This window comes from Phytoamicus setariae (assembly GCF_016722925.1).
In the GTDB taxonomy this organism is placed as follows: Bacteria; Pseudomonadota; Alphaproteobacteria; order Rhizobiales; family Rhizobiaceae; genus Rhizobium_E; species Rhizobium_E setariae.
In genome coordinates, this window is the sequence record NZ_JAEQNC010000012.1 from 16838 (window position 1) to 40571 (window position 23734).

Consider the following 23734-nt stretch of genomic DNA (forward strand, 5'->3'; position numbering starts at 1 on the left):
GGAATGTGGCGGCAGCTTATCGAGCGTTCCATATTTGGCATCGTAACTCTGGTGCTGATTTCGATTTTGATCTTCCTTGCGACCAACGTCCTGCCAGGGGACGCAGCCCGTGCAATCCTCGGGCGTAGCGCAACGCCGGAAGCTGTTGCCGCCTTGCGGGCCGAGCTTGGCCTCGATCGACCTCTGGTCACCCAGTACGCAAGCTGGGTGGCCGATATTCTGCAGTGGAATCTCGGCAATTCGGTCGTGACGAAAGGGCCGGTCTGGGATCTCGTCCGCCCGCGTCTGGCAAGTTCGCTCGTGCTATTGGTCACCACCAGCGTCATTGCCCTGCCGCTATCGTTCCTGGTGGGTATCGTCATGGCCATCAAACAGGGGAAATGGTTCGACAATACCGCCAACAGCCTGCTGATCGGCACCGCCGGCATCCCGGAATTTGTTGTCGCCATTGTACTCGTGCTGCTCTTTTCAACCCAGGTTCTGCACATTCTGCCGCCGACCGCCATCGTAAAGCCCGGCGAAAGCGTGCTTCAGAATCCCAGCGTACTGGTTCTGCCGGTGATGACACTGACCATCGCCATCATGCCCTATCTGTCCCGGATGATCCGGGCCTCGCTCATCGATGCGCTGGCGTCGGAATATGTGGTGACCGCCCGCCTCAAGGGATTATCACCGAGGGTCGTGCTGCTCCGTCATGCCCTGCGCAACAGCCTCGTGCCGTCGATACAAGGCGCCGCACTCAGCCTTGCCTACATTCTTGGCGGCGCAGTGGTCGTGGAATTCATCTTCCAATATCCCGGCCTTGGCAGTGCGCTCCAGTCAGCAGTGTCCCAGCGCGATCTCTACGTCATCCAGGCGATCGTGCTGATCTTCGCATCGGGATACATCGTCTTCAACATGATCGCCGATGTGCTCACAATCCTCATGACGCCCCGGCTGAGAAGCTGAACCGGAAGCCAGAAGAATGCAGAATGCACCTACACTGACCATGCCTGCGTGGCTGTCGACCTTTCACCAGGCAATCCGCTACAATCGTACCCGGATCGGCATTGCCGTGACGGCACTGGTAATCCTGTTTGCCATCATCGGTCCGTTCGTCACTCCTTATGAGCCAAGCGCCTTCGTCGGTCGGCCGTTCATGAAGCCGTCCGCTGATTTCCTGTTGGGCACAGATTTCCGTGGCCGCGATGTCCTGTCGCGCCTGCTCTATGGCGGGCTTCCCGTGGTCTGGATGTCGTTTGCATCGGCAGCCATCGGCATGATACTCGGCGCAACCTTCGGCCTCATCGCGGCCTACAGCAAGGGCTGGATCGATCAGATGCTGATGCGGATCATGGATGTCTTCCTGTCGATCCCGCTGATCATTTTCGTGCTTCTCTTCGTTTCCCTGATCGGAACCCAGCAATGGCTGATCGTGCTGCTGGTCGGCGTTGCCCATATGCCGCAGGTAGCGCGAATTACCCGCGGCGTCGCATCCGATATCGTCGGGCGCGAATTCGTCGAGTTTGCCGAGGCGCTGAGCGTGCCGCGCTGGCGTATCCTGTTTCGCGAAATCCTTCCCAACATCACCACGCCGCTGCTGGTGGAGTTCGGCATTCGTATCGTCTGGTCTATTTCGGGCATCGCCGCGCTGAGCGTGATGGGCTACGGCATCCAGCCACCCGATGCCGATTGGGGCCTGATGATCAACGAGAATCGCGGCCGCATCGCAAGCCGGCCATTGGCCGTGCTGTCGCCGGCGCTGTGCATCGCGCTGTTCGCTTTCGGCATTAACATGATCGCCGAGGGCATCGCGGGCACCATGTCGGGAAGCAACCGCAAGTCGGGAGGCGAGGCGTGAAAATGGACAGTTCAACCATGATCAAGGTCGGTGCTCCGCCCGCGGTCGAAGTGCGCAACCTCCGTATCGACATGCCTGGCGGCGGCGACATCGTGGACGATGTCAGCTTCACCATCCGGGCGGGCGAGGTGCTTGGCCTCGTCGGCGAATCCGGATCCGGCAAGACAACCGTCGGAATGGCATTGCTCGGGTTCGCCCGAGGCGGCGCGACAATCGTCGGCGGCACGGTCCATGTGGCAGGCGATACCTCCGCGAACATGCTTGCCCTGACGCCTGCGCAAAAAAGGCAGCTGCGCGGCAAGACGGTCGCCCATATACCCCAGGATCCGGCTTCGGCGCTCAACCCGTCGCTGACGATTGGACTGCAACTCCGCGAAGTCATCGAGGCACATGAACCGGACACGTCCGCGCAGGAGATCGATCGCCGCATTGCCAGTGTCCTCATCGATGTCGGCCTACCTTCGGATCCGAGCTTTCTCGGGCGCTACCCTCATCAGCTTTCCGGCGGCCAGCAGCAGCGCATCGGAATCGCCATGGCGGTAATACTGGCGCCGAAGCTGATCGTGCTCGATGAGCCGACGACCGGCCTCGACGTCACCACCCAGAACAAGATTCTCGACATCGTCAAACGGCTCTGCCGTGAACATGGCATCGGCGCACTGCATGTGACCCACGACCTCTCCGTGATCGCGCATATCGCTGACCATGTCATGGTGATGTATTCCGGCCGGGTCGTCGAACTCGGCCGGGTCGAGACTGTCCTCAAGGAACCGCTTCACCCCTATACGCAGGCCTTGCTGGGTGCGGTTCCCGAGTTGCACTATCGCACGCGCCTCCGCACGATACCGGGGCGAGCGTCCCGCCCCTCACAACGCCCCAAGGGATGCTTTTTTCACCCCCGCTGTCCCGTTGCAACGAGCGAATGCGCCGCCGATCCGATAGAAATCGTGCAGCAGACACCCGAGCACCGCGTTCGCTGCATCAAGTGTGGAATCACGGCTACCGCCGAACCGGAGAGGCTTCCGGATCCCGAGCACACGGTTGATGACCTGGCCGCGGCGCAAGCAGTTATCGAAGTCAGCGATATGCGTGTGGCATTCGGAACCTACAAGATTCTCGATGGGGTGGAATTCAAGGTAAAGCGTGGCGAATGCCTTGCTGTAGTCGGTGAATCCGGCTCGGGTAAAAGTACGCTGTCGCGGGCGCTGATCGGGCTCGTGCCACAGCAGAAGGGCACCGTGTTGCTGAACGGTCAAGAGTTGGCGCCTCGCGCTCGCGATCGCGACCGGCAGCAGTTGCAGACCATGCAGTACATCTTCCAGAGCCCGCACAATTCGCTCAATCCACGCCAAACCGTCGAGAATATTGTCGGGCTCGTTTACGATATCTTCAACAGGACCAGCCGATCGGTACGGCGCGAAAAGATCGCCGAGATGCTCGATCAGGTCGGGCTGTCGCCTGACGCGATGTTTGCTTTTCCGGATCAATTGTCGGGCGGCGAAAGGCAGCGCGTTGCAATCGCCCGTGCACTGATGGCAAATCCCGAAGTGCTGATCTGCGACGAGATCACATCGGCTCTCGATGTGTCGGTGCAGGCGGCAATCGTCAATCTTCTCAAGGACCTGCAGCAGAACCGGGGGTTGACGATGGTGTTCGTAACCCACAACCTGGCCCTCGTGCGCAATCTCGCCGACCGTGTGCTTGTGCTCAACCAGGGCAAAGTGGTGGAAATGAATGGCGTTGCCGCTGTGATCGACAGCCCCAGTCATCCCTACACCAAACAGCTACTGGCCAATGCACTGGTTGGCGATCTCGATACGCGCGTCGAAGGTCCGGGCGAGATAGAATGCCTCCGGGCCTAAAATTCCGTAAAAGAAATGCATCTGCTGTGCCCGGCCAATGGCCGGGCATTTTATATCCCGGGGATGTTACACAAACAAAAAGCGCGGGAACCGAAACTCCCGCGCTTTTTGTGCTGCCTACTTGGATATGTCAGCCGGCACTGGCCATCACGCCGTGCTGCGCCCGACGCACTTCGCCATCGCAACGCCCAGGCTGAACGAGGCCGGTTTCGACCCAACCGTCGAAAACCTTGAGCACGGCATCCACGAATTCCGCGTCATTGATGTGCGCGGCAGTTTCGGTCCATTCGACTGGCGATTTCAGATACGCGCGCAATTCGGCAAAGAAGATCGCAAGGCTTTCAGGGTCGTGGCCGATCTCCCCTTCACGGTCCCACTCCTCAATACCCGCGAGCGGAAGGATCACATGGGTTGGCCCAATTGACTTGTTGAGCCGAGCCGCCATCTCGCGAGCTGTGAAGCGCCGCTCATCAGGCGTCAGTGTCAGGGACGTAATAAGCTTGTTGTGCACATGATAGGGCCTGCCTTGAAAATGCGCGGGGATCGGCTGCCAAGTCGGCAAATCGACGAGATCGGCCGCACCGGGAGCCACGATCTGCGGCACCCCGGCAAGCCCGACACGCTCGAGCCGTTCGGGCCCGCTGTTGACGATTGAACCGTGAATGCCGTTGTTGAACTCCTGCAGGCAAAGATCGAACACGGCGACGAGGTGGCCCTGGCTCGCGAGACTTTCCAGCGCCCGCCCGCCCATCCCTTGAGCATGGAAGAACGCAACCTCGTAGCCGCGCGCCTCAAGCGCCGGCTTCAAGCGTTTCATGTATTTCAGGCAGGCGTTGCCGAGGGACGACACACCAATCAGCGGCCTGTCGCTGGCAAATCCGGTGGCTGTGCGGGCTGCCCCGAGAACCGCACCGGCGGCCTGGCTGAGCGCGGACCGGCAAATAGCATTGAGGCCGTAGAGCCCACCTGCCCACAAGATCATCTGAACATCTGCTGCGAGCCGTTCCGCCGGGATCAGTGGGGAGAAAGCCACTGTCGAAATGATGTACTTGGGCAGGCCGAGTGGCAGCGCCAGCGCGACATCGAGCGCAAGGTCCGTGCCCATCGTTCCACCGAGCGAGATCATGCCGTCGATACGGCCTTCGGCGCAGAGCTTTACCGCCAGTGCCTGAGCACCCTGGCTCATCAGTGCCATCGCATCGTTTTCGTCACCAGCTGCAATGACATCGGCGATCGTAACACCCGCGGCAATCGCGACCTCGTGTTTTGAAATAGCGACGGGCATATCCGTGTCGCCGAGAACGCTGACATCCATGGACAGAACCTGCCCGCCCTCACGAACGATTAGATCCTGGATAAATTCCAATTCGTCACGCTTGGTATCGAATGTGCCGACGACTAGAATGGTTTTGGGAGTTCTCATTGTTCACCGAAGTCTTTCTCTTCGCCTATGCCCTGTGGCGCGGCTAAAGCTGAATCCACGCCGTCTTCAGCGCGGTATATTTTTCCAATGCGTGAAGGGATTTGTCGTGTCCGTTGCCGGATTGCTTGTGCCCACCCAACGGCACGGTCAAATCCGAGCCTCCATAGGTATTGACGTGGACGATGCCGGCGTTGATAGCGCGCACCATGCGATGCGCAGTCGAAAGATCCGACGTCCAGACCGCCGATGCCAGGCCGTATTCGGTGGCATTGGCGATACGTATGGCCTCGGCCTCGTCTTCAAAGGGAATGACGGCGAGCAAGGGCCCGAAGACCTCTTCCCGTGCAATCGTCATTTCTTGGACGACATTGGCAAAGATTGCCGGCCGCATGTAGTAACCACCGGTTTCCTCAAGAATCCGCTCGCCGCCGATGATCCGCCGTGCACCTTCCCGTTCCGCTAGGCCGAGAAAGTTCAGGTTGCTTTGAAGCTGGCCTGCGCTCGCAATTGCGCCGATATCCGTATCGAGGCGCAGGGGATCGCCGACCTTCATGGCTGAGGCAATGCGCGCAATGCGCTCGACCACGTCATCGTGGACATCCCGCTGGACCAGAAGCCGGGAGCCCGCGACACATACCTGCCCTGAGTTCCGGAAAATTCCGTTGGCCGAGACCGCGGCTGCTTTTTCAAGATCGGGCGCATCGGAGAAGATAATGTTCGGAGACTTGCCGCCCAGCTCCAGATAGACCCGCTTCAGGTTGGAACGGGCGGAGTATTCCAGCAATTTTCGCCCAACCCCGTTCGAACCGGTAAATACCAGCACGTCCACATCCATATGCGTGGCAATCGCTTCGCCGACCACGGAACCTGAGCCGGTAACGACGTTCAGGGCACCATCCGGCAAACCGGCTTCCGCGCAAATTTCCGCAAGCTTGAGGAGGCTGAGCGAGGCCGCTTCCGCGGGCTTCAGTACCACGGAATTACCCATCGCCAGGGCCGGCGCCAACTTCCACGCCCCGATCATCAGCGGCATGTTCCACGGAACGATCGCCCCGACGACACCCACCGCCTCGCGATGCACCAGACCGAGAACGTTGTCGGCTGTCGGTGCTATCTCACCGTAAATCTTGTCGATTGCCTCCGCGTAATAGCGGAACGTCGCCGCCGCACTGCCAGGCTCTGCACGCAGCGCCATGCCGATTTCAGTGCCGTTGTCGCGTACGCCGAGCACGGCGAGCTCGAGCGACCGCGCCTCAATGATCTCGGCAATCCGCAACAGGATCTTCTTGCGTCCGCCCGGCGACATTTTCGACCACGATCCGGCATTGTATGTTGCCCGCGCAGCGCGAACGGCACGATCCACGTCCGCCGCCGAGGCCCGCGAAATCGTGGTCAAAACCCGGCCGTCTATCGGTGAAACGACCGCAATCGTTTCTTCCCGGTCAGCAGCCTTCCAGTCACCGCCGATGAATAATTTTTGCGGCGGTATCGCCAGCGCCCGCAGCCTATCTATTTTCGTCTGCTCGATCACGAACACGGTCTCCAACTTCGGTGGCGCGCCACGCCAACGAATGAGAATTCATCAGGGTTTTGCGCAATTTAGGAGACCATGGCGCGCTGCCGGAGGACTTCATAGACCCGTAAAGGGTGACCGAAATCCACACCGATAATTTCACTATTATCAACGCAATTTATTTTATTGACGTTTTTGAGACTCGCGCTATCGTTAAATGCAAATGGCCCAGCGTCATGAAACCGGGGAAACGATGCGTACCGTAAGCAAGGCTCTCAAGATTCTGGATCTGTTCACCGAGGAAACGCCGGTACTCGGACTGGTGGAAATAGCAGGGATCACGGGCCTTGATCGCGCGACCTGCCACCGGATGCTGAAGGTGCTTGAGGAACATGGTTACGTGGCCCGGCCGGTGGCATCGAAGAAATACACCCTGGGTGCGACCGTGCTCCGGTTGGCGCGGACGCGGGAATACATTTCCCCGACCTCGGCGACGCTGCAGGCATTCGTTGACGCGCTCGCCGTCAGAACCACCGAGACCTGCCACGCCTCGCTGATCGCCGGCCAGCAGATTGCCACAGTCGCGGTGCGTGACGGTACGAGAAGCAATCGCGTGCATGTAGAATACGGCGCACGCATGGAACTGCACGCCACAGCGACCGGTCTCGCCTGCCTTGCCTTCGGACCCTCGACGTTTGCCGAGGCGGGACTGAGAGCACCGATGACGGCCTGTACCCCGCAGACGGTGACATCCATCGAAGCGTTGAACGCATTGCTGGAGACCTTTCGAGCGCAAGGCTACAGCATCGCCAATCGGAGCTTCGATCCCGAAGTCGTCGGTATCGGCGCGCCGATATTCGGGCCGGACGGGTTTGCGATGGGTGCGATCGCAATCGCGACGCCATCTACCCGCATGAACGACGCGACACTTGCCGATACGGCCCATGCTCTCATCGCGGTCGCCATCGAGGCGAGTCAGGCCTTGGGAGGCAGAGTTCCCGCCGATTATCTGCGGCGGGCGTCACATAACCTTGCCAGCAAGCTATCGGCTTGAGGGCGGCTAATGACGAAGAGAAGTTTTCAATACAAGACAGTGAATGAGGCTAAAGCATGCGTGACACAAATTTCCTGATCGAAAACAATGCCAAGCACGTCTGGCATCCCATGGCCAATCCAGGTGAAATGCGCGAGAATCCGCCGCACATCATCGAATATGGCGAAGGCGTCGAGATCATCGACATCCACGGGCATCGCCTGCTCGACGGCGTCGGCGGCCTTTGGAATGTCAATCTCGGCTATTCCTGCGAACCGGTAAAAGCTGCCATCATCGCGCAACTGCAGAAGCTGCCCTACTACAATGCTTTCCGCGGCACCACCAATTCGCCGCTCATCGAACTGTCCTACGAGCTTTGCCAGTTCTTCAAGCCGGAGGGCATGGCACGCACGTTTCTGACGTCCGGCGGGTCGGACTCCGTCGAGACCTGCCTGCGCCTTGCCCGCCAGTACCATCGCGCAAACGGCCAGCCCGAGCGGACGAAGTTCTTTTCGTTGAAAAAGGGCTACCACGGCACCCATTTCGGTGGTGCCTCCGTCAACGGCAATGCCAATTTCCGCCGCAACTACGAGCCGATGCTGGGTGGCGTGCACCACCTGCCGGCACCATTCACCTACCGCAACCAGTTCGAAACCGAGGACGGCGCGGTGATTGCCAAGAAGATCGCCGCCATTTTCGAGGAAGAGATTGCCTTTCAAGGCGCTGATACGATTGCGGCCCTGATCATGGAGCCAGTGCTCGGATCGGGTGGTGTGATCGTGCCACACGAGACCTTCTTTCCGCTGATGCGCGAAATCTGTGATCGACACGGCATTCTATTGATCGCAGACGAGGTCATAACGGGCTTCGGTCGCACGGGCTCTGAGAGCGGGTCGCGGCTTTGGGGGATCAAGCCGGACATGATGTCGACCGCCAAAGGCATCAGCAACGGTTACTTCCCGCTCGGCGCCGCAATGATCAGCGAAAAGCTGGTTGACGCCTTCGAGAGCACCAAGGGCGCACTCGGCACGATCAGTCACGGCTACACTTATTCCGGTCATCCAATCGGAGCAGCTGCTGCTCTGGCGACGATCGCCGAAGTCAAGCGCCTGGATATTGCCGGCAATGCCGCCACGCTTGGCGTTGAACTGCTTTCCGGTCTTCAGGCGCTCAAGGCAAAATACGAAATTGTCGGCGACGCGCGTGGCAAAGGCCTGATGGCGGCTCTGGAACTCGTCAGTGACCGTGAGAAGAAAACCCCCGCCGACAAGGCTGTCGTCCAGGCCCTTTACGACGCCGCCTACGAGGCAGGGGTAATGGTGCGCACCTCTGGCAGTAATGTGATCATCTCGCCCTGCTTGGCGATCGGCACTGAACATGTTAACCGTATTTTGTCGGCACTCGATACAGGTCTTGCAGCCGCCACCAGCGCGCTGAACACGCGCTGACCTGGGTTGCATACGGCCCCTCGGATGGCCGCATGCAATACTGAAAATTGGAATCAACGGCGATCCAGCCAAGGATCGCCGTTTCAAAGGAGAGACGGCGATATCGGGTTAGCCTGCATTTGAAAATTTCAGCCCAATCAAGAATTTCGCAAAGAAATCACGGGAACAGAATGACTGAGGAGAATGACAATGGAATTGCACCATGCAATTGAACCATTGGGGGACATGGTTTCCCTCATTGGCTCGCGAAATTTTGGCGCCGGTTTCTACCGCATTGCGAACGACCTGATTGGCATCGACCACTGCACCGTGTTCATGTGCGCGAACGACACTCCCCGAACCCTGGTTGCGGAAGCAAACTGCCAAAAGACCTCCGAGCGCGTGAGATCGCTGGCCGATATCTACATTCGCGAGGCCTATCGAAGCGACCCGGTGTGGGGAACGTTCGACAATGCACCCCGCTCCGACTGTGCCGCCTTTCTGCTCTCTCCGACCGAACTTGTCGACGAACGTTACAGGCGCGAATTCTACGACAAGCCGAATATCAAGCACGAGATCGCCCTGACGACCATCATCAATGGCGACAGGATCTATGCCGGCTTCTACCGGGAAAACGGCCGGCCGGATTTTTCCGGCAAGTCTGTGGAGATACTCAAGCAGTGCGGCCGGGCGATCATGCAGGTGCTACACAAGCATGCGGAGATCTCCATTCTGACCGGTACCGCGTTGGGCGAGTCCAAACCCATCACCCAGAAGGCCCTTCTCGAGAGGGTGCGATCAGCAATCCTTGCCGACAACGGCCAGTTGACGGCGCGGGAGGCGGAGATATGCGCCAGCATCGTGCTCGGCTATACCGTGCTCGGGATCAGCATGAACCTTGGTATTTCGATCAATACGGTCGCAACTCACCGAAAGCGCGCTTACGCCAAGCTCAGGGTTTGCAGCCAAAACGAGCTGTTTGCTCGGTATTTTTCCGTGGTTGAGAACAATCTCGGTGCAGCACGACCCAACTAATCCTGCCATGCCAGGATTTTCTGAGCCCGCCGCAAGGCGGGTTTTTTCGTTAAAGACCTCTGCTTTTCAGCAAGCCTGTCACCTTCGGAAGGTACGCAACGGAGCCCGCACAAGCTTGTCACCTTGCTCAATTGGCCTTATGTTCGTTTATAGGTATTTTAAGTTCTATAATCGAACTAAGGAGGTAACATGCAAGTAAAGGTGACAAAGCTCGGCCATATCGGGCTGACCGTGCGCGACATTGACCGGTCGGTGGCATTCTACGAACGTTATCTCGGTATGCGACTGACCGAAAAATTTGAGTATCCCGAAGAGAAAATTGGACATGGCGTTGCGGTCGCCGCCGGCGCCTTCGTCCGTTGCGATGTCACGCATCACGAATTGTCCATATTCCGCATGCGCAAGGACATCCTTCCCGACGACGCGCCGAATGCACCGCGCTTCGGTTTCGGGCTGCACCACATCGCCTTCGAACTCGGTTCGCCGGAAGATCTCAAGTCGCTCTACACGCAAATGCGCGACGACGGCGTCGAGATCGTCAATTGCCGCAAGGGCGGGCCGGGCAATCAGCCGCGCTTCTATGCCCGCGATCCAGATGGCAACCTGCTCGAATTCTACTGGGGCATCGACAAGGTCGGTTGGGACGGCGCTCCGCGGGTCTACGATCCTATCGAGGAAATCGACCTGCTCGCTTTCGATTTCGACGCCTATGTCAACACCCGTGAGGAAGACAGCCGCAAGGCGCGCGCCGGTCTGACCAGCGGCGTTCGCCAGTAACGGACAGCTCGCCGGAGTCACTCGGCTCCGGCGACATCACATTTACCGTAGAAGCGCCAGGGAGCATCGACATCATGAATGCCATGCCACACGAACACCATGAAGCCGTCAGGGAGCTCGTCGCGCGGGCCGCTGCGTTGAGACCCCTCCTTCGCGACCAGCAGGCCGCCACCGAGGCAAACGGCTATCCAACGCAGAAGGTCTACGATGCCATTGTCGAGGCCGAACTCTTCAACATCCTGACTCCAAAGCGCTACGGCGGCTACGAACTCAATCTCGATGACTTTTATCGCGTCGTCATCGAAATTGCTCGCGGCTGCCCGGAGACCGGCTGGTGGTTCGCGCTGGGTACCGGACATTCCGCGCAGATCGCCTCCTATTTCAGCGCGGAGGCCCAGGCTGAGATCTTCGGATTGCGGAAGAATTTCCAGGCGCCCTGGTCCTTCGCCGCAAGCAACACGTCAGCGGAAAAGGTTGACGGAGGCTACCGCGTCAGCGGCACCTGGTACTATTGCTCCGGCGTGCCCTATGCCAGCCATTTCATGGGCAATATCCCGCTGCCTAAAAAAGCCGATACAGTCGGCTCGCCGATGCTGACCATCGTCGTGCCGGATGGCAGCTTCACGCGTCTGGACAACTGGGGCGACCTCCTCGGCATGAAAGGCAGCGGCTCGCATGGCGTAACCGTGAAAGACGTGTTCGTGCCGGAACGGATGACCTTCTCTTTCAATGCCGATGAAGGCCTGAGCAGCCCCACCATCGGCTTTGGAGTGCATGGGAACTACCTCTATTCCGGCCTGTTCGCAGCTTTTGCCGAGGGTGGCCTGTCCGCCATGTCGACAGGGCTCGCCTATGCTGCAGTGGACGAATACGAAGAGCTCATTGCGACACGCAACACTCCGGGCGCTTCGACCTTGCGCGCGCTCAATCCGGATTATCAGCGCCAGCTTGGGATGGCCACCGCGCTGGCCGACAGCGCCCGTGCCATTACGCTTTCGGGCGGGGCGCAATACCTCGAAAATGCCAAGCTCTGCGCCACCGGCGTGGAACCGTTTACAACCGAAAAGGCCATGCGCATGGACGGAACCTACCACACGGCGGAACGGCTGGCCTATGAAGCCATCGAGATCCTCGTGCGGACTGCAAGTTCGACCGCCCTCAAGGCAGACGGGCGCCTGGCCCGCTATATGCGAGACATTCTGATGACGATCAGCCGCGGACACGACCAGTTCGAATTCCGCGCCGCCGGCATCGCCAAAGAAATCCTTGGCCGCAACCGCGGGCTTTCCTTCTGAGGAAAGCCATTCATCTACCGAAGCTATCGGTGATCTGCTTGGCAGTCACGCGGAGCGGATCGAGCAGGGATGAAACGGAAGCACTTCGTATGCTGGGAACGAGAATGGCAAGGCTGATCTGGCAAAGACCATCGGCTTCGACAATGGGAACCGCGACGCCATGAACGCCGAGCTGCAACTCGTCATGAGAGATCGCGTAACCGTCCGTGCGCACTTGCTCGATGCGCTTGCGGACGGCCTCCGGGTCGGCAGCTTTTTTCAGCACCCTGGCAATCAGGCGTTCGTTCTGGAAAGCGACCAGAGACCACCCGCTCGCCCCTTGCGTCAGCGGATGCCGAGACCCTGGGCTGTGCTCGACACGAACAAGGTGGCGCTGACCCAGCGCCTGATCCACGACCACCGCCTCGAGGTCATCGACCGCATGCATCACGACGGTCTCGCCGATCCGCTCGGCCAGCCGCACCATCAGCGGCTTGGCGATTTTTCGGATATCCGCATCTGCCGATTGAGCGAGCCTCAACGCTGCTGGGCCAACAGTGTAGCCGGCCTCGCCTTTGCGAACGTAAGAGCGCTCCGCCAGCGTCGTAAGCAGCCGGTGCGCCACCGTACGATTAATGTCGCAGATACGCGCAACTTCTGCGGCACTCAGCGGCCCCTCATGCGCCACTGTTTCGAGTACCGTCAGCATCTGGTCGCCTGTGAGCGATATTTCTACCATCAAACTCTCCTGCAGCCGCCTTCTGCTGCCTGTTTCCGGCTGACTTGCAGTTGGCCGGTTTCACGACGCGTCAGCAATGAACCGACGCGTGTGCCCTTCTTGTCTATCGCGGATTGCGGTTGACCGGAAGCCATCCATTGATCTATTTTCGAACAAATATGTTCGATATACGGGATATTTAGATGAAGCTAGTCAGCTACGATGAAAATCACAAACCCCGCTTCGGCGCGATCGTCGGTCTGCACGTCGTCGACATGGCACGCGCAAGCGCTTTCTATGCAAAACAGGACGCGTCGATCCTCGAAATTCCCGTTCGTATCGAAGAATTCCTGGAGCAGGCCGAACTGCTTACCCCCTCGGCCCGTAAGATCGTCGAGATCTTCGAGATCTTCGAAGCTGCCCCGGAAAAGTCAGTTAGCAAGCTACTCGCCGACGTGAAATTGCTGCCGCCGATAGCCCGGCCGCCCAAGATCATATGCGTTGCGCGCAATTATGCCGAACACGCCAAGGAAGCCGGACTGGAGATCTCGCCGATCCCGATCATGTTCGCCCGCTTTGCCAATACATTCGTCGCCGATGGCGATCCCGTGCTTGTCCCGACCGTCTCGGACAACCTCGATTGGGAGGGCGAGCTTGCTGTTATCATTGGCAAATCTACCAACGGCAAACGCATCGGCAAGGCGGAAGCCATGGACTACGTGTACGGTTACTCCATCTTCAACGACGTCACTGTGCGCGACTACCAGTTCCGCATAACTCAATACACGGCTGGCAAGAATTTCCGCGCGTCCGGTCCCTTCGGCCCGGTCATCGTCACCGCCGACGAGATTGCGGATCCCCACAAGCTCGATATCAAGACCACGCTGAACGGCCAAGTCATGCAATTCGCCAACACCGAGACGATGATCTACGACATTCCGACGATCCTCGAAAATATCGCCGAGTTCATCGACCTTGAGCCTGGCGACGTGATCCCGACCGGCACGCCCGCCGGTGTCGGCTTCAAGCGCAAGCCGCCAATCTTCCTGAAAGACGGCGACACGATCAGCGTCGAAATACCTGGGATCGGCGTGCTCACCAACCCTGTTGTCAACGAGGCCAGGAACTGATGTCCAAGGAAACTTTCGAACTGGGGCTGGAAATACGCAAGGCCGTGCTGGGCGCCGACTATGTCGAGAAGTCGCTGAATGCGGCTGATGACTTCAATCGTGATTTCCAGAATCTCGTCACCGAATATTGCTGGGGGGCCGGATGGGGTCGCACCGCGCTCTCACGCCGAGACAAGAGCCTGCTCAACCTCGTCATGCTCGGCGCGCTTAACAGAAGCCACGAATTCAAGCTGCATCTGAAAGGCGCATTGACCAATGGCTGCAGCCGGGAAGAGATCAAGGACACATTGATGCAGCTTGCGATCTATGCGGGCATACCTGCCGGGGTGGAAGCGTTCCGGCTTGCTCGCGAAGTGTTTGTCGAAGTTGACGCGCCTGCAAAGACGGCAGAATAGCCATGTATTTCAGTCTCTTGCAGCCATGCGTCACCTTTTCGAGGTATATGGCTGCAAGCCCGCGTCACCTAGAATGACTAAGGAAATCATGGAGAGTTCAATGGCTCCGCGATCGCCTAAAACCCGACACATGGAGATTTAGAATGTCAGTTATGGTCGTCATCCGTTTTCCCGTTGCACACAGCGCGGTCGTCGAATGGGCCTCGAAGAACTCCGAACTGCTCGACCCGATCGTAAAGCTGTTCGACAAGCATAAGCGCATTAGCCACCGCGCGGCCACGAGCGCGACCGAATTTGTTGATTTCGACGAATGGCCGAGTGCCGAAGCCTATGCGGCGTTCAAGGCTGAAGCGGGCCCGTACATCGAGAAATTCGAAACAGCGTTCGGCCATCGCTCAACCGACGCGATCTACGAAATGGTCGAATAAGAAAGCCGTCAGACAGTTGAACACGCCGCCGGTCCTGCCGGCGGCTTTTTCATTTTCCACTCTCCAGTGGCTGCCATGTCAACCGCACCTCCTCGCGGAAAGCAAATCGCGCCAGGTGATCGCCGATCACCGTTTCCAGTTCCGCTAGGCTGCTTTCGGCAGACTGCACATACGCGACAAGCCGCAAGCCATCCCTGTCGGCAACTGCCTCCATCCTTTCGCCTCCCCCAAAATCGACCCAGCCGCTCTCGGCTGTGAAATCGACAGTGAAACGATGGCTCCAGTGCTTGCACAACTGCTGGAGATACTTACTGGCATTGTCGGTGATGAAGAGGGCTTGTGAAGCAGCCATGGGATCCTCCGGGTCCAATTATCTTGTTATGTCCGTTGTGACGATATCCGCAGCCTGTGGTGCACCGGCGTCGCCGGGAGGTCTGACTGCGGCAAACCAGATGAACGCTGCTGCGCAACCGCTGGCACCAAGAACGACCAGTGGTGGAGCGACCGTATCGTTATGAAAGGCGCCGATCACGGAACCAGCCAATGCCCCGGAGAGATTTCCGAGAATGCCGTAGGCACCCGACACCAATCCGCTCGGCGCGGGCGTCGATGTGATGATGATCGCTGCGAGATTGCCGAAAATCAGGCCGAAGCAGCAGAAAGTGACGAAGAACAATGGCAGCGCGAATTCGGCGCGCGCAAGCCCGGCAAAGACCAGCGCCAAAAGCACCGCGCACGCGGATGCCAGCAGCCCGAGTGCCCATGGAAGAATCTGATGCGGGTGAAACCGGCGCAACAACACGATGTTCAGCTGACCGCACGCGATCATTCCGAGCGATCCGAACGCAAAGATGTAGCTGAAACCTTGCGGTGAAAACCCGTACTGATCGATGATGATGAACGACGAGCTGCCAATGAAGGAAAAGGCGCTCGCGAAGATGAACGCCCCGGACAAAGCAAGGGCCACAAAACGTCGGTGCCGGAAGAGACCGACATAGTCCATCAACGTTCTGTCAAGCCTGGCTTCCCGTCGCCGGTCCAGCGGCAGCGTCTCCGCAAATACGCACCGCACTGCCAGAGCGATCAGGATTCCGAGACCGGCCAGCACGATGAAAACCGACCGCCAGCCGAGATGTTGCAACATAAATGCGCCGATCAGCGGCGCGGCAATCGGCGAAAGCGCCAGGATCTGCTGCAAAAGGGACATGACATGCGCTGCCCGCCTCTGCTGCCACAGGTCGGCGACGATGGCCATGGGAATAACCTCGGCCGCCGCAGCGCCTATTCCCTGCAGCACGCGCGCGGCAATGAAAAGCTCCGCATTTGGTGCGAGTGCGGCGAGCAGCGAGCCGACGACGAAGACGGCCAGACCAGCGACAAGCGGTAACTTCCGCCCATACCGGTCGGCAAGCGGGCCGAATATCGCCTGCCCGCATGCCAGTCCGACCAGGAAGCCCGAGATCGTCAACTGCATTGTCCCGGCCGAAACGCCAAAGACCGCGCCAAGTTCGGGCAGAGCAGGCAGATAGAGATCAATCGACATCGCGCCGATCGCAACCAGCGTGCCAAGCAGAAAGATCAGCCCCCGCTCGCCCGGCACGCGCGTTTGCTCGCGGTTCGATGTCATCTTGATGTCCAGATTAAAGCTCGGCCGAATGACCGGATGAGTTTGGAGGGCAGCGCCCCACGCTACTCGGGCAAGGCGCCGACAGAAATGTATTGCCGGCCGAAATAGACGAGGCATTCCTCGGCATTGTTACCGCGGATGTCGACCACGCGAGCGAGGAAAATCGAATGCGTGCCGAACTCGATGACCTGATCCAGCTCGCAGTCGAAGGACACAATGGCTTCATCTAGGACCGGTGCCCCGGTCTTCAGGATGGAATGGCTGACATGCGAGAACCGTTCATCGGACGGCACGCCGGTCGAGCCGGCAAACAGGTCCGCCACCGTCCGATTGAGACCGGCGAGCACGTTCACACAAAGTACCCGGTTGGCCTTGATCACACTGTTCGACCGGCTGGACTGGTTGACGCACACCAGCAGGGTGGCCGGCGTGTCTGTAACGCTGCACACCGCCGACACCGTAGCGCCGCAGAGACCTGCTTCGCCATTGGATGTCACGACGCTCACCGCCGCCCCGAGTTTGGACATTGCTTCCCGGTATTTGAATTTGTCGACCATCGCTGCACCATCGTTCATTGCAGTTTGGAAACCGGCGGCGGATTGCATTTCACCCATAGGATCAGCCCTTTTTCATGCGAGATGCGGCAGATTGTTTTCACCGAGGATGCTGCCTCCGGCGCTTTCCAGCGCACGCCGCTGGTGACCGAGATGCACCATCAGGGTATCGAGATCGCGGCGGCGGCGTTCGAAGGGGCTCTTCTGGTAGATGATCGAGGCGCCGAGCAGCTCGAGGGCCATCCCGCAGGCTTTTCGGACCTGGTGGCCGGCATTGACAGAGCAAAGCGTCGTCATGGCCTCTTCGTCTGCGGTCAGAACTTCGCCGGCGAACAGCTTGTCGCTGACCATTCTTGCCGTATCGAGCGAGAATGCGCGTGCGGCGTTATAGTTCATCTCCGCTTCGGCATACTGAATACGGACGAAACGGTCGTTTGGCGAACGCTTCTTGAGCTCCGTGCGCACATCGTCGAGAATCCGCCGACCAAGGCCGAGCACAACGCCCTGCAGCGAAATCGCGATGAAATCCGCATGGCGCGCCAACGGCGGCAAGTGGTCGGCGGCCCCGGAAAAGTACTTGAAGACGAACTTTTCGGGAATGGTGACGTCCTCGATCTCATAGTCGGTGCTGCCCGAACCGCGCAGGCCGAGCGTGTACCAGGTGTCGAGAAGCTTGACCTGATCTTTCGGCAGATAGGCGACACGGAACTCTGGCTGCCCCTGCTCGTCGCGCAGCAGTTCGCCGTTCTCGTAGAGATGAACACCGCAAACGATGCAATCGGCCGAATGAATGCCGCTACCGAATGGCCAGCGGCCCTTGGCAATCCGCCAACCGCCCTCTACCCGATCCGCGCGCTGCGGTGGATAGTAGCCCCCGGCTGTTGCGTGATCCATCGACGAATAGAGTTCGCGGGCGATCTCTTCCGGAAACTGTGCGCCGTAGAAGCCGGTATCGGACAGGATCTGCACGTTCCAGGCAACCGAGGCGTCGTGATAGGATAAGAATTCCACTGCCCGGATCTGGTCATCGAAGCGCATCTCCGGACCACCCCAGGCGGCCGGCCAAGCGATGCGGAAGGCTCCCGCATCCTTCAGCGCAGCGACCATGCGTGGCGTGAGATGGCGTATGCGGTCGATTTCGGTGGCTTCCTCCTCGATCAGAGGTCCGAGCGCCTTGAGATTTTCCAGAATCTCGGCGGGAGACTTGTAGCTGTCTCCGTTTACTTCTGCGATCTTGACTTGGCTTAGTGATGCACTCACGTTGTTCATCCTTCAATTCTGGTTCAGGCGGGAAACCTGGAAATCGTTCTTATCCGTTGCAGCGGGCAAGTGTCGGGAAGTAGCGCGCCGGCTTTAGCTGGTCTACGCTGAGGAACCCGGGCTCCGCATCCATCGTGTCGCGCACCCTGTTGACCAGCGAAGCTGGAGTAATGACATCGCCAAGGAAGTTGTCGGTGCGCATGTTCATGTTGGGCACGCCTTCCACGATCCATTCGTTGAAAGCAGTCGCCCCTTCTGGCAGATGCTGCATGATGAACTGGCCTTCCGCGGTTACGCCGTCTTCGAGTTCGAAAACCACGCGCTCCATGAAGCCGCAGGTCGTGCCGGCCTTAATCGGCCGTTCGGTCCTGGCATGCGGCATGTCCCGTTCGGCCAGAATGGGCTCGTTGTCGACCTTGGTCGATTTGATGCCGAGACCCATTGCCCGCACCAGCGGACGCAGCGCCACTTCGAAGATCCCGCGGTGGCCGGAGGGCTTGTCATGACCGCCGGCATAGAATTCGTCCTTCGTCAGTCCGATCTGGTCGCCGTGCCCGCCGACGGAGCCGAAGGCTCCGAGGTCGCAGATGTTCTTGCCGATCAACCGATCGACACGCTGCACCGAAGCGAGAAAGGACAGCGGCTGTGCATACCAGAACGTATCCTGCACCCCGACGCTGACCAGCGTCTTGCCATTCGCCCGGAAGATCGCGTCGAGCTCACGCGCAACTGGTGTTTCGTGGTCGATATAGAACGGCTCAAAGGCGTCTTCGGCAATGGTGACGACGTCGAGCCCGGCCTTCGCCGCCCTGACTGCCGGCTCATAGAGATCGGCCAGGTGCGAGCAATGCGTCATCAGGACGATGTCGGCGCCAAACTTCTCGAAGGGAACATGCGGCTGGCAAATCTCGACGCCTGAGAGTTCCGGAGCGGAAAAATCCTTGCCCTCGATCGTCCTGACATATGCTGCCACGACCTCTACATTCTTCTCTTGGAGATAGCGGACAGTGACCCGCCCTACTGATCCCAGTCCATAGACAATCGCACGTATTGGTCGCAAGCTCACTTTGCCCTCCTTCGAGCGGGTAAATCCGGCATTCTGATCGTGATGCTAGAATTGCCCTCCCGTCGCGCCCGGTACATACCCCTGCAAGGTGAACGTACCGGGCCACTGCTGCTTCGTGATTTATCGACTACGAATGGTGGTCACGTCGGTCGGCGAGATGAAGTCCTGCGCCGTCCAGCCATTGACGTCGTATTGGTTCATGCAGGTCTCGACCAGCGAACGCATCCTGTCGAGTTCGCCACCGGATCGTGCCCCTTGCAAGACGCCAAGATGGAGTAACTCGGGCGCACCGAAGTAATTGAGTTCGTAAAGCTCGTGGCGTGCACCGAATTCGCTGCCGATCGCATCCCATAGAAGCTTCATCGTCTTCGACCGGTCATCCACCGTCAGGCCATTGGAGCCGCGCAGGTAGCGCTCTAGGTATGGACGGATCTCCGGTGTCTTGAGATCCACTGCATTGGAGTTCAGGTAGATCAGACCCGATGCGACAACCGTTTCGACAAGTTCGCGAATGCGGCTGTAGAGCTTCGGCGCCATCGCAGCGTAGGCCAAGCCGTATTCCTTGCATGGAAGCATCGATCCGCCAAAGCCGGGCTTGGCATTCTCGATCATCCCGTCACGAATGCCGGTAACCAGGTTGCGCCAGTTGATGACTTCCCCAAGTGCTGCTTCGACACCTCGGAACTTGCCAGCACCGGTGATGTCGAGCGCCTTGCTCAGCGCACCGGCGAGGAAATCCATTTTCACGCTCATTCGCGTGCTGGCTTGGAGGATAGCGCGCGCCTCCCATCCGGTCGACGACTCGAACTTATTTATTGTGTCGACATCGTAGACAATGACGTTTTCCCATGGGATCAGCGCCTTGTCGAAGATCAGGATCGCGTCGTTTTCGTCAAGGCGGCTGGAAAGCGGATAGTCGAAGGGGCTGGTGGCGACGGCCGCGTTGTATTCATAAGAGCCGCGGCACAGCAGTTTCGTGCCGGGTGTGTTGGTCGGCACGATGAAGGCAAGCGAGAATTCCTTCTTGGTGGTCGGCGCACCGAGATGCGATACGAAAAGATACTGCGTATGCGGTGCGCCGGTTGCCACGACCTTGGCGCCGCTGACGATGAGCCCCTTGTCGGTCTCTTTTTCGACATGGACGTAGACGTCGTTGACTTCATCGAACGGCCGGTGGCGATCGACCGGCGGATTGACGATGGCATGCGCCATGTGCAGCACGCCCTCCTGCGCCTTTCTGTACCAAGCACGGGCGTTGTCGGCATATTCGCCGAAAAATTCCGGGTGGGCGCCGAGCTTGGTCAGAAGCGAAGCCTTATAGTCGGGCGTACGGCCCATCCAGCCGAAGACCAGTTCCTGCCAGGCCAGTATCGCCTCACGACCCGCACGCAAATCGTCCTTGGTGTGCGGGTTCTTGAAGAAGGCATGCGTCATGCCGCCATTGCCGGTATCGGTGGGGACCAGAATGCGGCGGCCGAGCACAGGATCATGCATGGCGTCATAGAGACGGGCCAACGAACGTCCGGAATTGCGGAAAGCCGGATGGGTGGTGACATCCTTGACGCGCTCGCCATAGATCCACACCTCTCGCCCGTCCCGAAGGCTCTCAAGAAAGGCATCGCCATTCGGCGGCATAGGAATAGTCTGGTGGGTCTGCAGCATCGTCGTCGTCCTCCTCGATCGCGGCTCAAAACTTACCGTACAAACGTACAACAAGTTTATGTCGCCGATATACCCTTCGTAGGTGATAGTGCGGCATCGACCTCTCGTGTATTGCTCGTGTAATGCAGCTGGTTCGCGCGGATTGGAGCGGCGGATATACCAAGAGTGGAGAGCCGATCCGTTTGCCGCGCAAGCGTCATCGAGCTGCGTACGCATGTCCGGTAAGTATCTATTTCAGAGCAACCGAGACGAAGTCGAAGGGAGCAGACATGCAAGAGAGCCGAAGCGAAAACCTCCAAGCCGCCCGCAGCCATGCGATGCGGCAGAAAATCATCGAGGCCACGCATCAGGTGATAGGCGAAAAGGGCGTGCCAGCCGTTACCTTCCGTTCCGTCGCACAAGTCGCCGGTGTCGCGCTCGGCTCCCTCTCCTATCACTTCGCCGACAAGAACGAACTGATGCTCGCAGCGACCGAATTTTCAAAAACCAGGTTTTTGATGCGCTGCCAGGTCGCCTGGCAGGCCGCCGAGCACAATGGTGATCTGGCTGCCAGTCTCGCCGAACTGATAGAAGAACTCACGGTCCGGACGCGTGACGAGTTGGTCGTCGACTACGAGCTGTTTCTTGCAGCGTTCTACCATCCGAAATCGCGGATAGTCAGTGCGGAATGGTCACACGAGACGATCCGCGATCTGATGCGGTTCACGTCAGCCGACAAGGCCAATCTTCTGGCTTACACGTTCGAAGGCCTCTGCCTGCATGCGGCCAAGCTCGGAAAAATGTACTTTGCGGACGACGTCCTGCCGCTTTTCAGGATCGTCCTGGATCGGGCCCCATAGCGTGGTGCAGCAGGCTGCGCAAAGCCCTGCTTTTTCAGCAGACGAACAAGCAAGCGTTTGGCAGCCTTAATGTTGCGGCGGTTCTGAACGATTTCATCGAGCACGTAGCCCTCCTGATCGACGGCAGGCCAGAGCCAGTGTTTCCTGCCGGCGATGGTGATGACAACATCGTCCAGGGCCCCAAATGTCGCTTGAGCTTGGCTGCTTCCTGCGCAGATGGCGAGCATAGTCGGGCCGAACTTCCGGACCCAGCACCGGTGCTCAAACAACAAAGAACGGCAAGCTGTTTCGGTTATTCGGCGAGATAGCCGCCATCGACCGGCAGCAGCACGCCGGATACCCAGTCCGAAGCCGGGCTTGCCAGAAAGGCTGCCGGGCCGACCATCGCGTCGGGACCAACAAAACGCCGCATCGGCATTTTCGCGAGCAGTGCAATACCTGCGGATTCATCGAGCACACCATCGGCCATGTTGGTGGCGAAGCCGCCCGGTGCAATTGCGTTGACGGTGATGCCGAAGGGTGCCAGTTCGAGCGCCAGCTGGCGTGTCAGGTTGACGATGGCGCCCTTTGACGAAGCATAGGCCGAGAACGGCGCGATGCTCGTGCCGCGAACACCCCAGGTCGAGGCTGTGAAGACGATCTTTCCAGCCTGCTGTTTTTTCATGTGGATGGCAGCCTGGCGCGCGGTGAGGAAGGCGCCGTCGAGATTGACGGAATGGACCTTGCGCCATTCGGCAAAATCCAGATCCTGGATTTCCCTGGGCGTACCCGAAATGCCGGCATTGGCAAACAGGACGTCGATGCGGCCGGCAACGGCTGCTATACCGTCGATGGTGCTGACCACAGCCGCTTCCACGGCAACGTCAAGGGCGCGTGCCTCGATCATTCCGCCGGACTGTGCCTTGGTTTCCGCAAGGCCCTTCTCGTCTCGATCGAGTGCGTAGACAGATGCGCCCATGCCAGCGAGCCCGAGTGCGACACCCCGGCCGATGCCATTGCCCGCTCCTGTGACGACAATGACTTTTCCTTCAAGTGTAAATAGCGACATGATCGACCTCAGTTCCTTGCTGCGAGAATTTCTGCCTTGAGCTTGGCAACGGCTGCGTCGACGATGCCTTCCAGTTCCGGCGCCAGAATAACGTTTTCCTGTTCGGCGGCGTCGTTGCGAGCCGTAATCGCGGTCGCCGGTTCGCTGTCGCTGAGATTAAAGGCGATGTGGGGAATGAATTCGGGGATGTAGATGAAACTCCCGGGCACGATGATTGCGCATTTCTCAAGCCTTTCGCCGTAATACAAGGCGATCTGACCGGAAATTCCATAGATCGCGGTTTCGAAATCCCGGTGATAATGGGCCTTGGCGCGACCACCGGGACCGAATGCGGTGAGGTTCATCGAGATCGCCTTGGCCCCTGCGGAAGCCTTGCTGATCCCGAAGAACTGCGGCATGCCCTGGCGGGCGATCTGGGTCGCCTCGGGCTTGATGAGGACGACGTCCGGGTTACCACTCATGATGAGTTTCCTTCAAATGTTGCTTGGTTCTAGAGAGGCGGGATTGGCGCATGGTTCCAGACAAAGACCCGCCGGTCGGGCCGCAGCCCGGCGAGACAATAAGGGTCGCCGTCGACGAGTTGCTGTGCCTCACCAAGGTTGTCGGCTTCGACAATCCAGAGCGAACCACAGAAGGGGCCGCCCTCGACTGTCCTGAGGCCGCCTGCGAGGACAATCCTTGTGCTGTTGTCACGCAGGTAATCGAAATGGGCCCGGGTCAGGTCCGCATCGAGGGACGACGGGGTGAGATCGTCAAAGAACATTGCCGCGAAGCGCATTGCACTTTCCTTTTGCTTCGTTAATTAATTAACGTATTGAGGCAA

24 protein-coding genes and 1 pseudogene are annotated in these 23734 nt (G+C 59.0%); 12 read left to right on the forward strand and 13 right to left on the reverse strand.

The window, feature by feature from the left end; translation table 11 throughout:
• Positions 1-3 precede the first annotated feature (3 nt).
• The 3 genes from JJB09_RS19575 to JJB09_RS19585 are packed head-to-tail and all read left to right on the forward strand — an operon-like array spanning position 4 to position 3702.
• The gene (locus tag JJB09_RS19575) at positions 4-948 is read left to right on the forward strand and encodes an ABC transporter permease (RefSeq protein ID WP_201662225.1); all 945 of its coding nucleotides are present in this window, start codon (positions 4-6) and stop codon (positions 946-948) included.
• 16 nt (positions 949-964) lie between these two features.
• On the forward strand, positions 965-1840 hold the full coding sequence (locus JJB09_RS19580; RefSeq protein WP_201662227.1) for an ABC transporter permease: 876 nt from the start codon (positions 965-967) through the stop codon (positions 1838-1840).
• Between the two features lie 2 nt (positions 1841-1842).
• Positions 1843-3702: a dipeptide ABC transporter ATP-binding protein gene (locus JJB09_RS19585; protein WP_201662230.1), complete on the forward strand. Its 1860-nt coding sequence runs from the start codon at positions 1843-1845 to the stop codon at positions 3700-3702.
• Between the two features lie 130 nt (positions 3703-3832).
• Here JJB09_RS19585 and JJB09_RS19590 read toward each other — a convergent pair whose 3' ends face one another.
• A complete protein-coding gene (locus tag JJB09_RS19590; RefSeq protein WP_201662233.1) occupies positions 3833-5125 on the reverse strand; it encodes a Tm-1-like ATP-binding domain-containing protein in 1293 nt (430 codons plus the stop codon).
• A 43-nt stretch (positions 5126-5168) separates the two neighbouring features.
• Positions 5169-6656, reverse strand: a complete 1488-nt coding sequence (locus tag JJB09_RS19595; RefSeq protein ID WP_425523743.1) for an aldehyde dehydrogenase — start codon at positions 6654-6656, stop codon at positions 5169-5171.
• A 235-nt stretch (positions 6657-6891) separates the two neighbouring features.
• Here JJB09_RS19595 and JJB09_RS19600 point away from each other — a divergent pair, with 235 nt between their 5' ends.
• From JJB09_RS19600 to JJB09_RS19620, 5 genes are all read left to right on the forward strand, one after another.
• Positions 6892-7692 carry an IclR family transcriptional regulator gene (locus JJB09_RS19600; protein ID WP_201662236.1) on the forward strand — a complete coding sequence of 267 codons (801 nt, stop codon included), beginning with the start codon at positions 6892-6894 and terminating at the stop codon, positions 7690-7692.
• A 56-nt stretch (positions 7693-7748) separates the two neighbouring features.
• Positions 7749-9119, forward strand: coding sequence for an aminotransferase class III-fold pyridoxal phosphate-dependent enzyme (locus JJB09_RS19605; protein ID WP_201662239.1), 1371 nt, complete (start codon positions 7749-7751; stop codon positions 9117-9119).
• A gap of 189 nt (positions 9120-9308) precedes the next feature.
• Positions 9309-10133, forward strand: coding sequence for a helix-turn-helix transcriptional regulator (locus JJB09_RS19610; protein ID WP_201662242.1), 825 nt, complete (start codon positions 9309-9311; stop codon positions 10131-10133).
• Positions 10134-10322: 189 nt separating this feature from the next.
• The gene (locus JJB09_RS19615; RefSeq protein WP_201662245.1) at positions 10323-10910 is read left to right on the forward strand and encodes a VOC family protein; all 588 of its coding nucleotides are present in this window, start codon (positions 10323-10325) and stop codon (positions 10908-10910) included.
• Between the two features lie 74 nt (positions 10911-10984).
• Positions 10985-12205: an acyl-CoA dehydrogenase family protein gene (locus JJB09_RS19620; RefSeq protein WP_201662248.1), complete on the forward strand. Its 1221-nt coding sequence runs from the start codon at positions 10985-10987 to the stop codon at positions 12203-12205.
• Positions 12206-12215: 10 nt separating this feature from the next.
• On the opposite strand, the gene JJB09_RS19625 is transcribed toward JJB09_RS19620, so the two are convergent.
• Positions 12216-12923 carry an IclR family transcriptional regulator gene (locus JJB09_RS19625; RefSeq protein ID WP_201662251.1) on the reverse strand — a complete coding sequence of 236 codons (708 nt, stop codon included), beginning with the start codon at positions 12921-12923 and terminating at the stop codon, positions 12216-12218.
• A 182-nt stretch (positions 12924-13105) separates the two neighbouring features.
• On the opposite strand from JJB09_RS19625, the gene JJB09_RS19630 reads away from it, so the two are divergent.
• From JJB09_RS19630 to JJB09_RS19640, 3 genes are all read left to right on the forward strand, one after another.
• Positions 13106-14032 (forward strand): fumarylacetoacetate hydrolase family protein, encoded by a 927-nt coding sequence (locus JJB09_RS19630; RefSeq protein ID WP_201662254.1) that lies wholly within the window; start codon positions 13106-13108, stop codon positions 14030-14032.
• Positions 14032-14427, forward strand: coding sequence for a carboxymuconolactone decarboxylase family protein (locus JJB09_RS19635; protein ID WP_201662258.1), 396 nt, complete (start codon positions 14032-14034; stop codon positions 14425-14427). The genes JJB09_RS19630 and JJB09_RS19635 overlap by 1 nt, the downstream gene beginning before the upstream one ends.
• A gap of 143 nt (positions 14428-14570) precedes the next feature.
• Positions 14571-14855, forward strand: coding sequence for a hypothetical protein (locus tag JJB09_RS19640; RefSeq protein ID WP_201662260.1), 285 nt, complete (start codon positions 14571-14573; stop codon positions 14853-14855).
• Between the two features lie 49 nt (positions 14856-14904).
• Here the strand turns inward: JJB09_RS19640 and JJB09_RS19645 are convergent, their stop codons facing one another.
• The 6 genes from JJB09_RS19645 to JJB09_RS19670 all read right to left on the reverse strand — a co-directional run bounded on the left by JJB09_RS19645 (position 14905) and on the right by JJB09_RS19670 (position 21024).
• Entirely contained in the window at positions 14905-15207 is a 303-nt protein-coding gene (locus JJB09_RS19645; protein ID WP_201662262.1) for a DUF2218 domain-containing protein, read from the reverse strand.
• A gap of 18 nt (positions 15208-15225) precedes the next feature.
• Positions 15226-16482, reverse strand: coding sequence for a multidrug effflux MFS transporter (locus tag JJB09_RS19650; protein ID WP_201662264.1), 1257 nt, complete (start codon positions 16480-16482; stop codon positions 15226-15228).
• Between the two features lie 62 nt (positions 16483-16544).
• Positions 16545-17096 (reverse strand): flavin reductase, encoded by a 552-nt coding sequence (locus JJB09_RS19655; RefSeq protein WP_201662266.1) that lies wholly within the window; start codon positions 17094-17096, stop codon positions 16545-16547.
• Between the two features lie 15 nt (positions 17097-17111).
• Positions 17112-18296, reverse strand: a complete 1185-nt coding sequence (locus JJB09_RS19660) for an acyl-CoA dehydrogenase family protein (protein ID WP_201662268.1) — start codon at positions 18294-18296, stop codon at positions 17112-17114.
• Positions 18297-18345: 49 nt separating this feature from the next.
• Positions 18346-19362, reverse strand: coding sequence for a hypothetical protein (locus tag JJB09_RS19665; RefSeq protein ID WP_201662270.1), 1017 nt, complete (start codon positions 19360-19362; stop codon positions 18346-18348).
• Between the two features lie 120 nt (positions 19363-19482).
• Positions 19483-21024, reverse strand: a complete 1542-nt coding sequence (locus JJB09_RS19670) for a 4-hydroxyphenylacetate 3-hydroxylase N-terminal domain-containing protein (RefSeq protein WP_201662272.1) — start codon at positions 21022-21024, stop codon at positions 19483-19485.
• A 269-nt stretch (positions 21025-21293) separates the two neighbouring features.
• Here JJB09_RS19670 and JJB09_RS19675 point away from each other — a divergent pair, with 269 nt between their 5' ends.
• A complete protein-coding gene (locus tag JJB09_RS19675; protein WP_201662273.1) occupies positions 21294-21863 on the forward strand; it encodes a TetR/AcrR family transcriptional regulator in 570 nt (189 codons plus the stop codon).
• A 23-nt stretch (positions 21864-21886) separates the two neighbouring features.
• On the opposite strand, the pseudogene JJB09_RS19680 reads toward JJB09_RS19675, so the two are convergent.
• The 4 genes and pseudogenes from JJB09_RS19680 to JJB09_RS19695 all read right to left on the reverse strand — a co-directional run.
• Positions 21887-22094 (reverse strand): annotated as a pseudogene (locus JJB09_RS19680) (DDE-type integrase/transposase/recombinase); the annotation flags it as partial.
• A 61-nt stretch (positions 22095-22155) separates the two neighbouring features.
• Positions 22156-22911: an SDR family NAD(P)-dependent oxidoreductase gene (locus JJB09_RS19685; RefSeq protein ID WP_201662276.1), complete on the reverse strand. Its 756-nt coding sequence runs from the start codon at positions 22909-22911 to the stop codon at positions 22156-22158.
• A gap of 8 nt (positions 22912-22919) precedes the next feature.
• A complete protein-coding gene (locus tag JJB09_RS19690; RefSeq protein WP_201662279.1) occupies positions 22920-23372 on the reverse strand; it encodes a cupin domain-containing protein in 453 nt (150 codons plus the stop codon).
• 29 nt (positions 23373-23401) lie between these two features.
• Positions 23402-23689: a YciI family protein gene (locus JJB09_RS19695; RefSeq protein ID WP_201662282.1), complete on the reverse strand. Its 288-nt coding sequence runs from the start codon at positions 23687-23689 to the stop codon at positions 23402-23404.
• Positions 23690-23734: the final 45 nt, after the last annotated feature.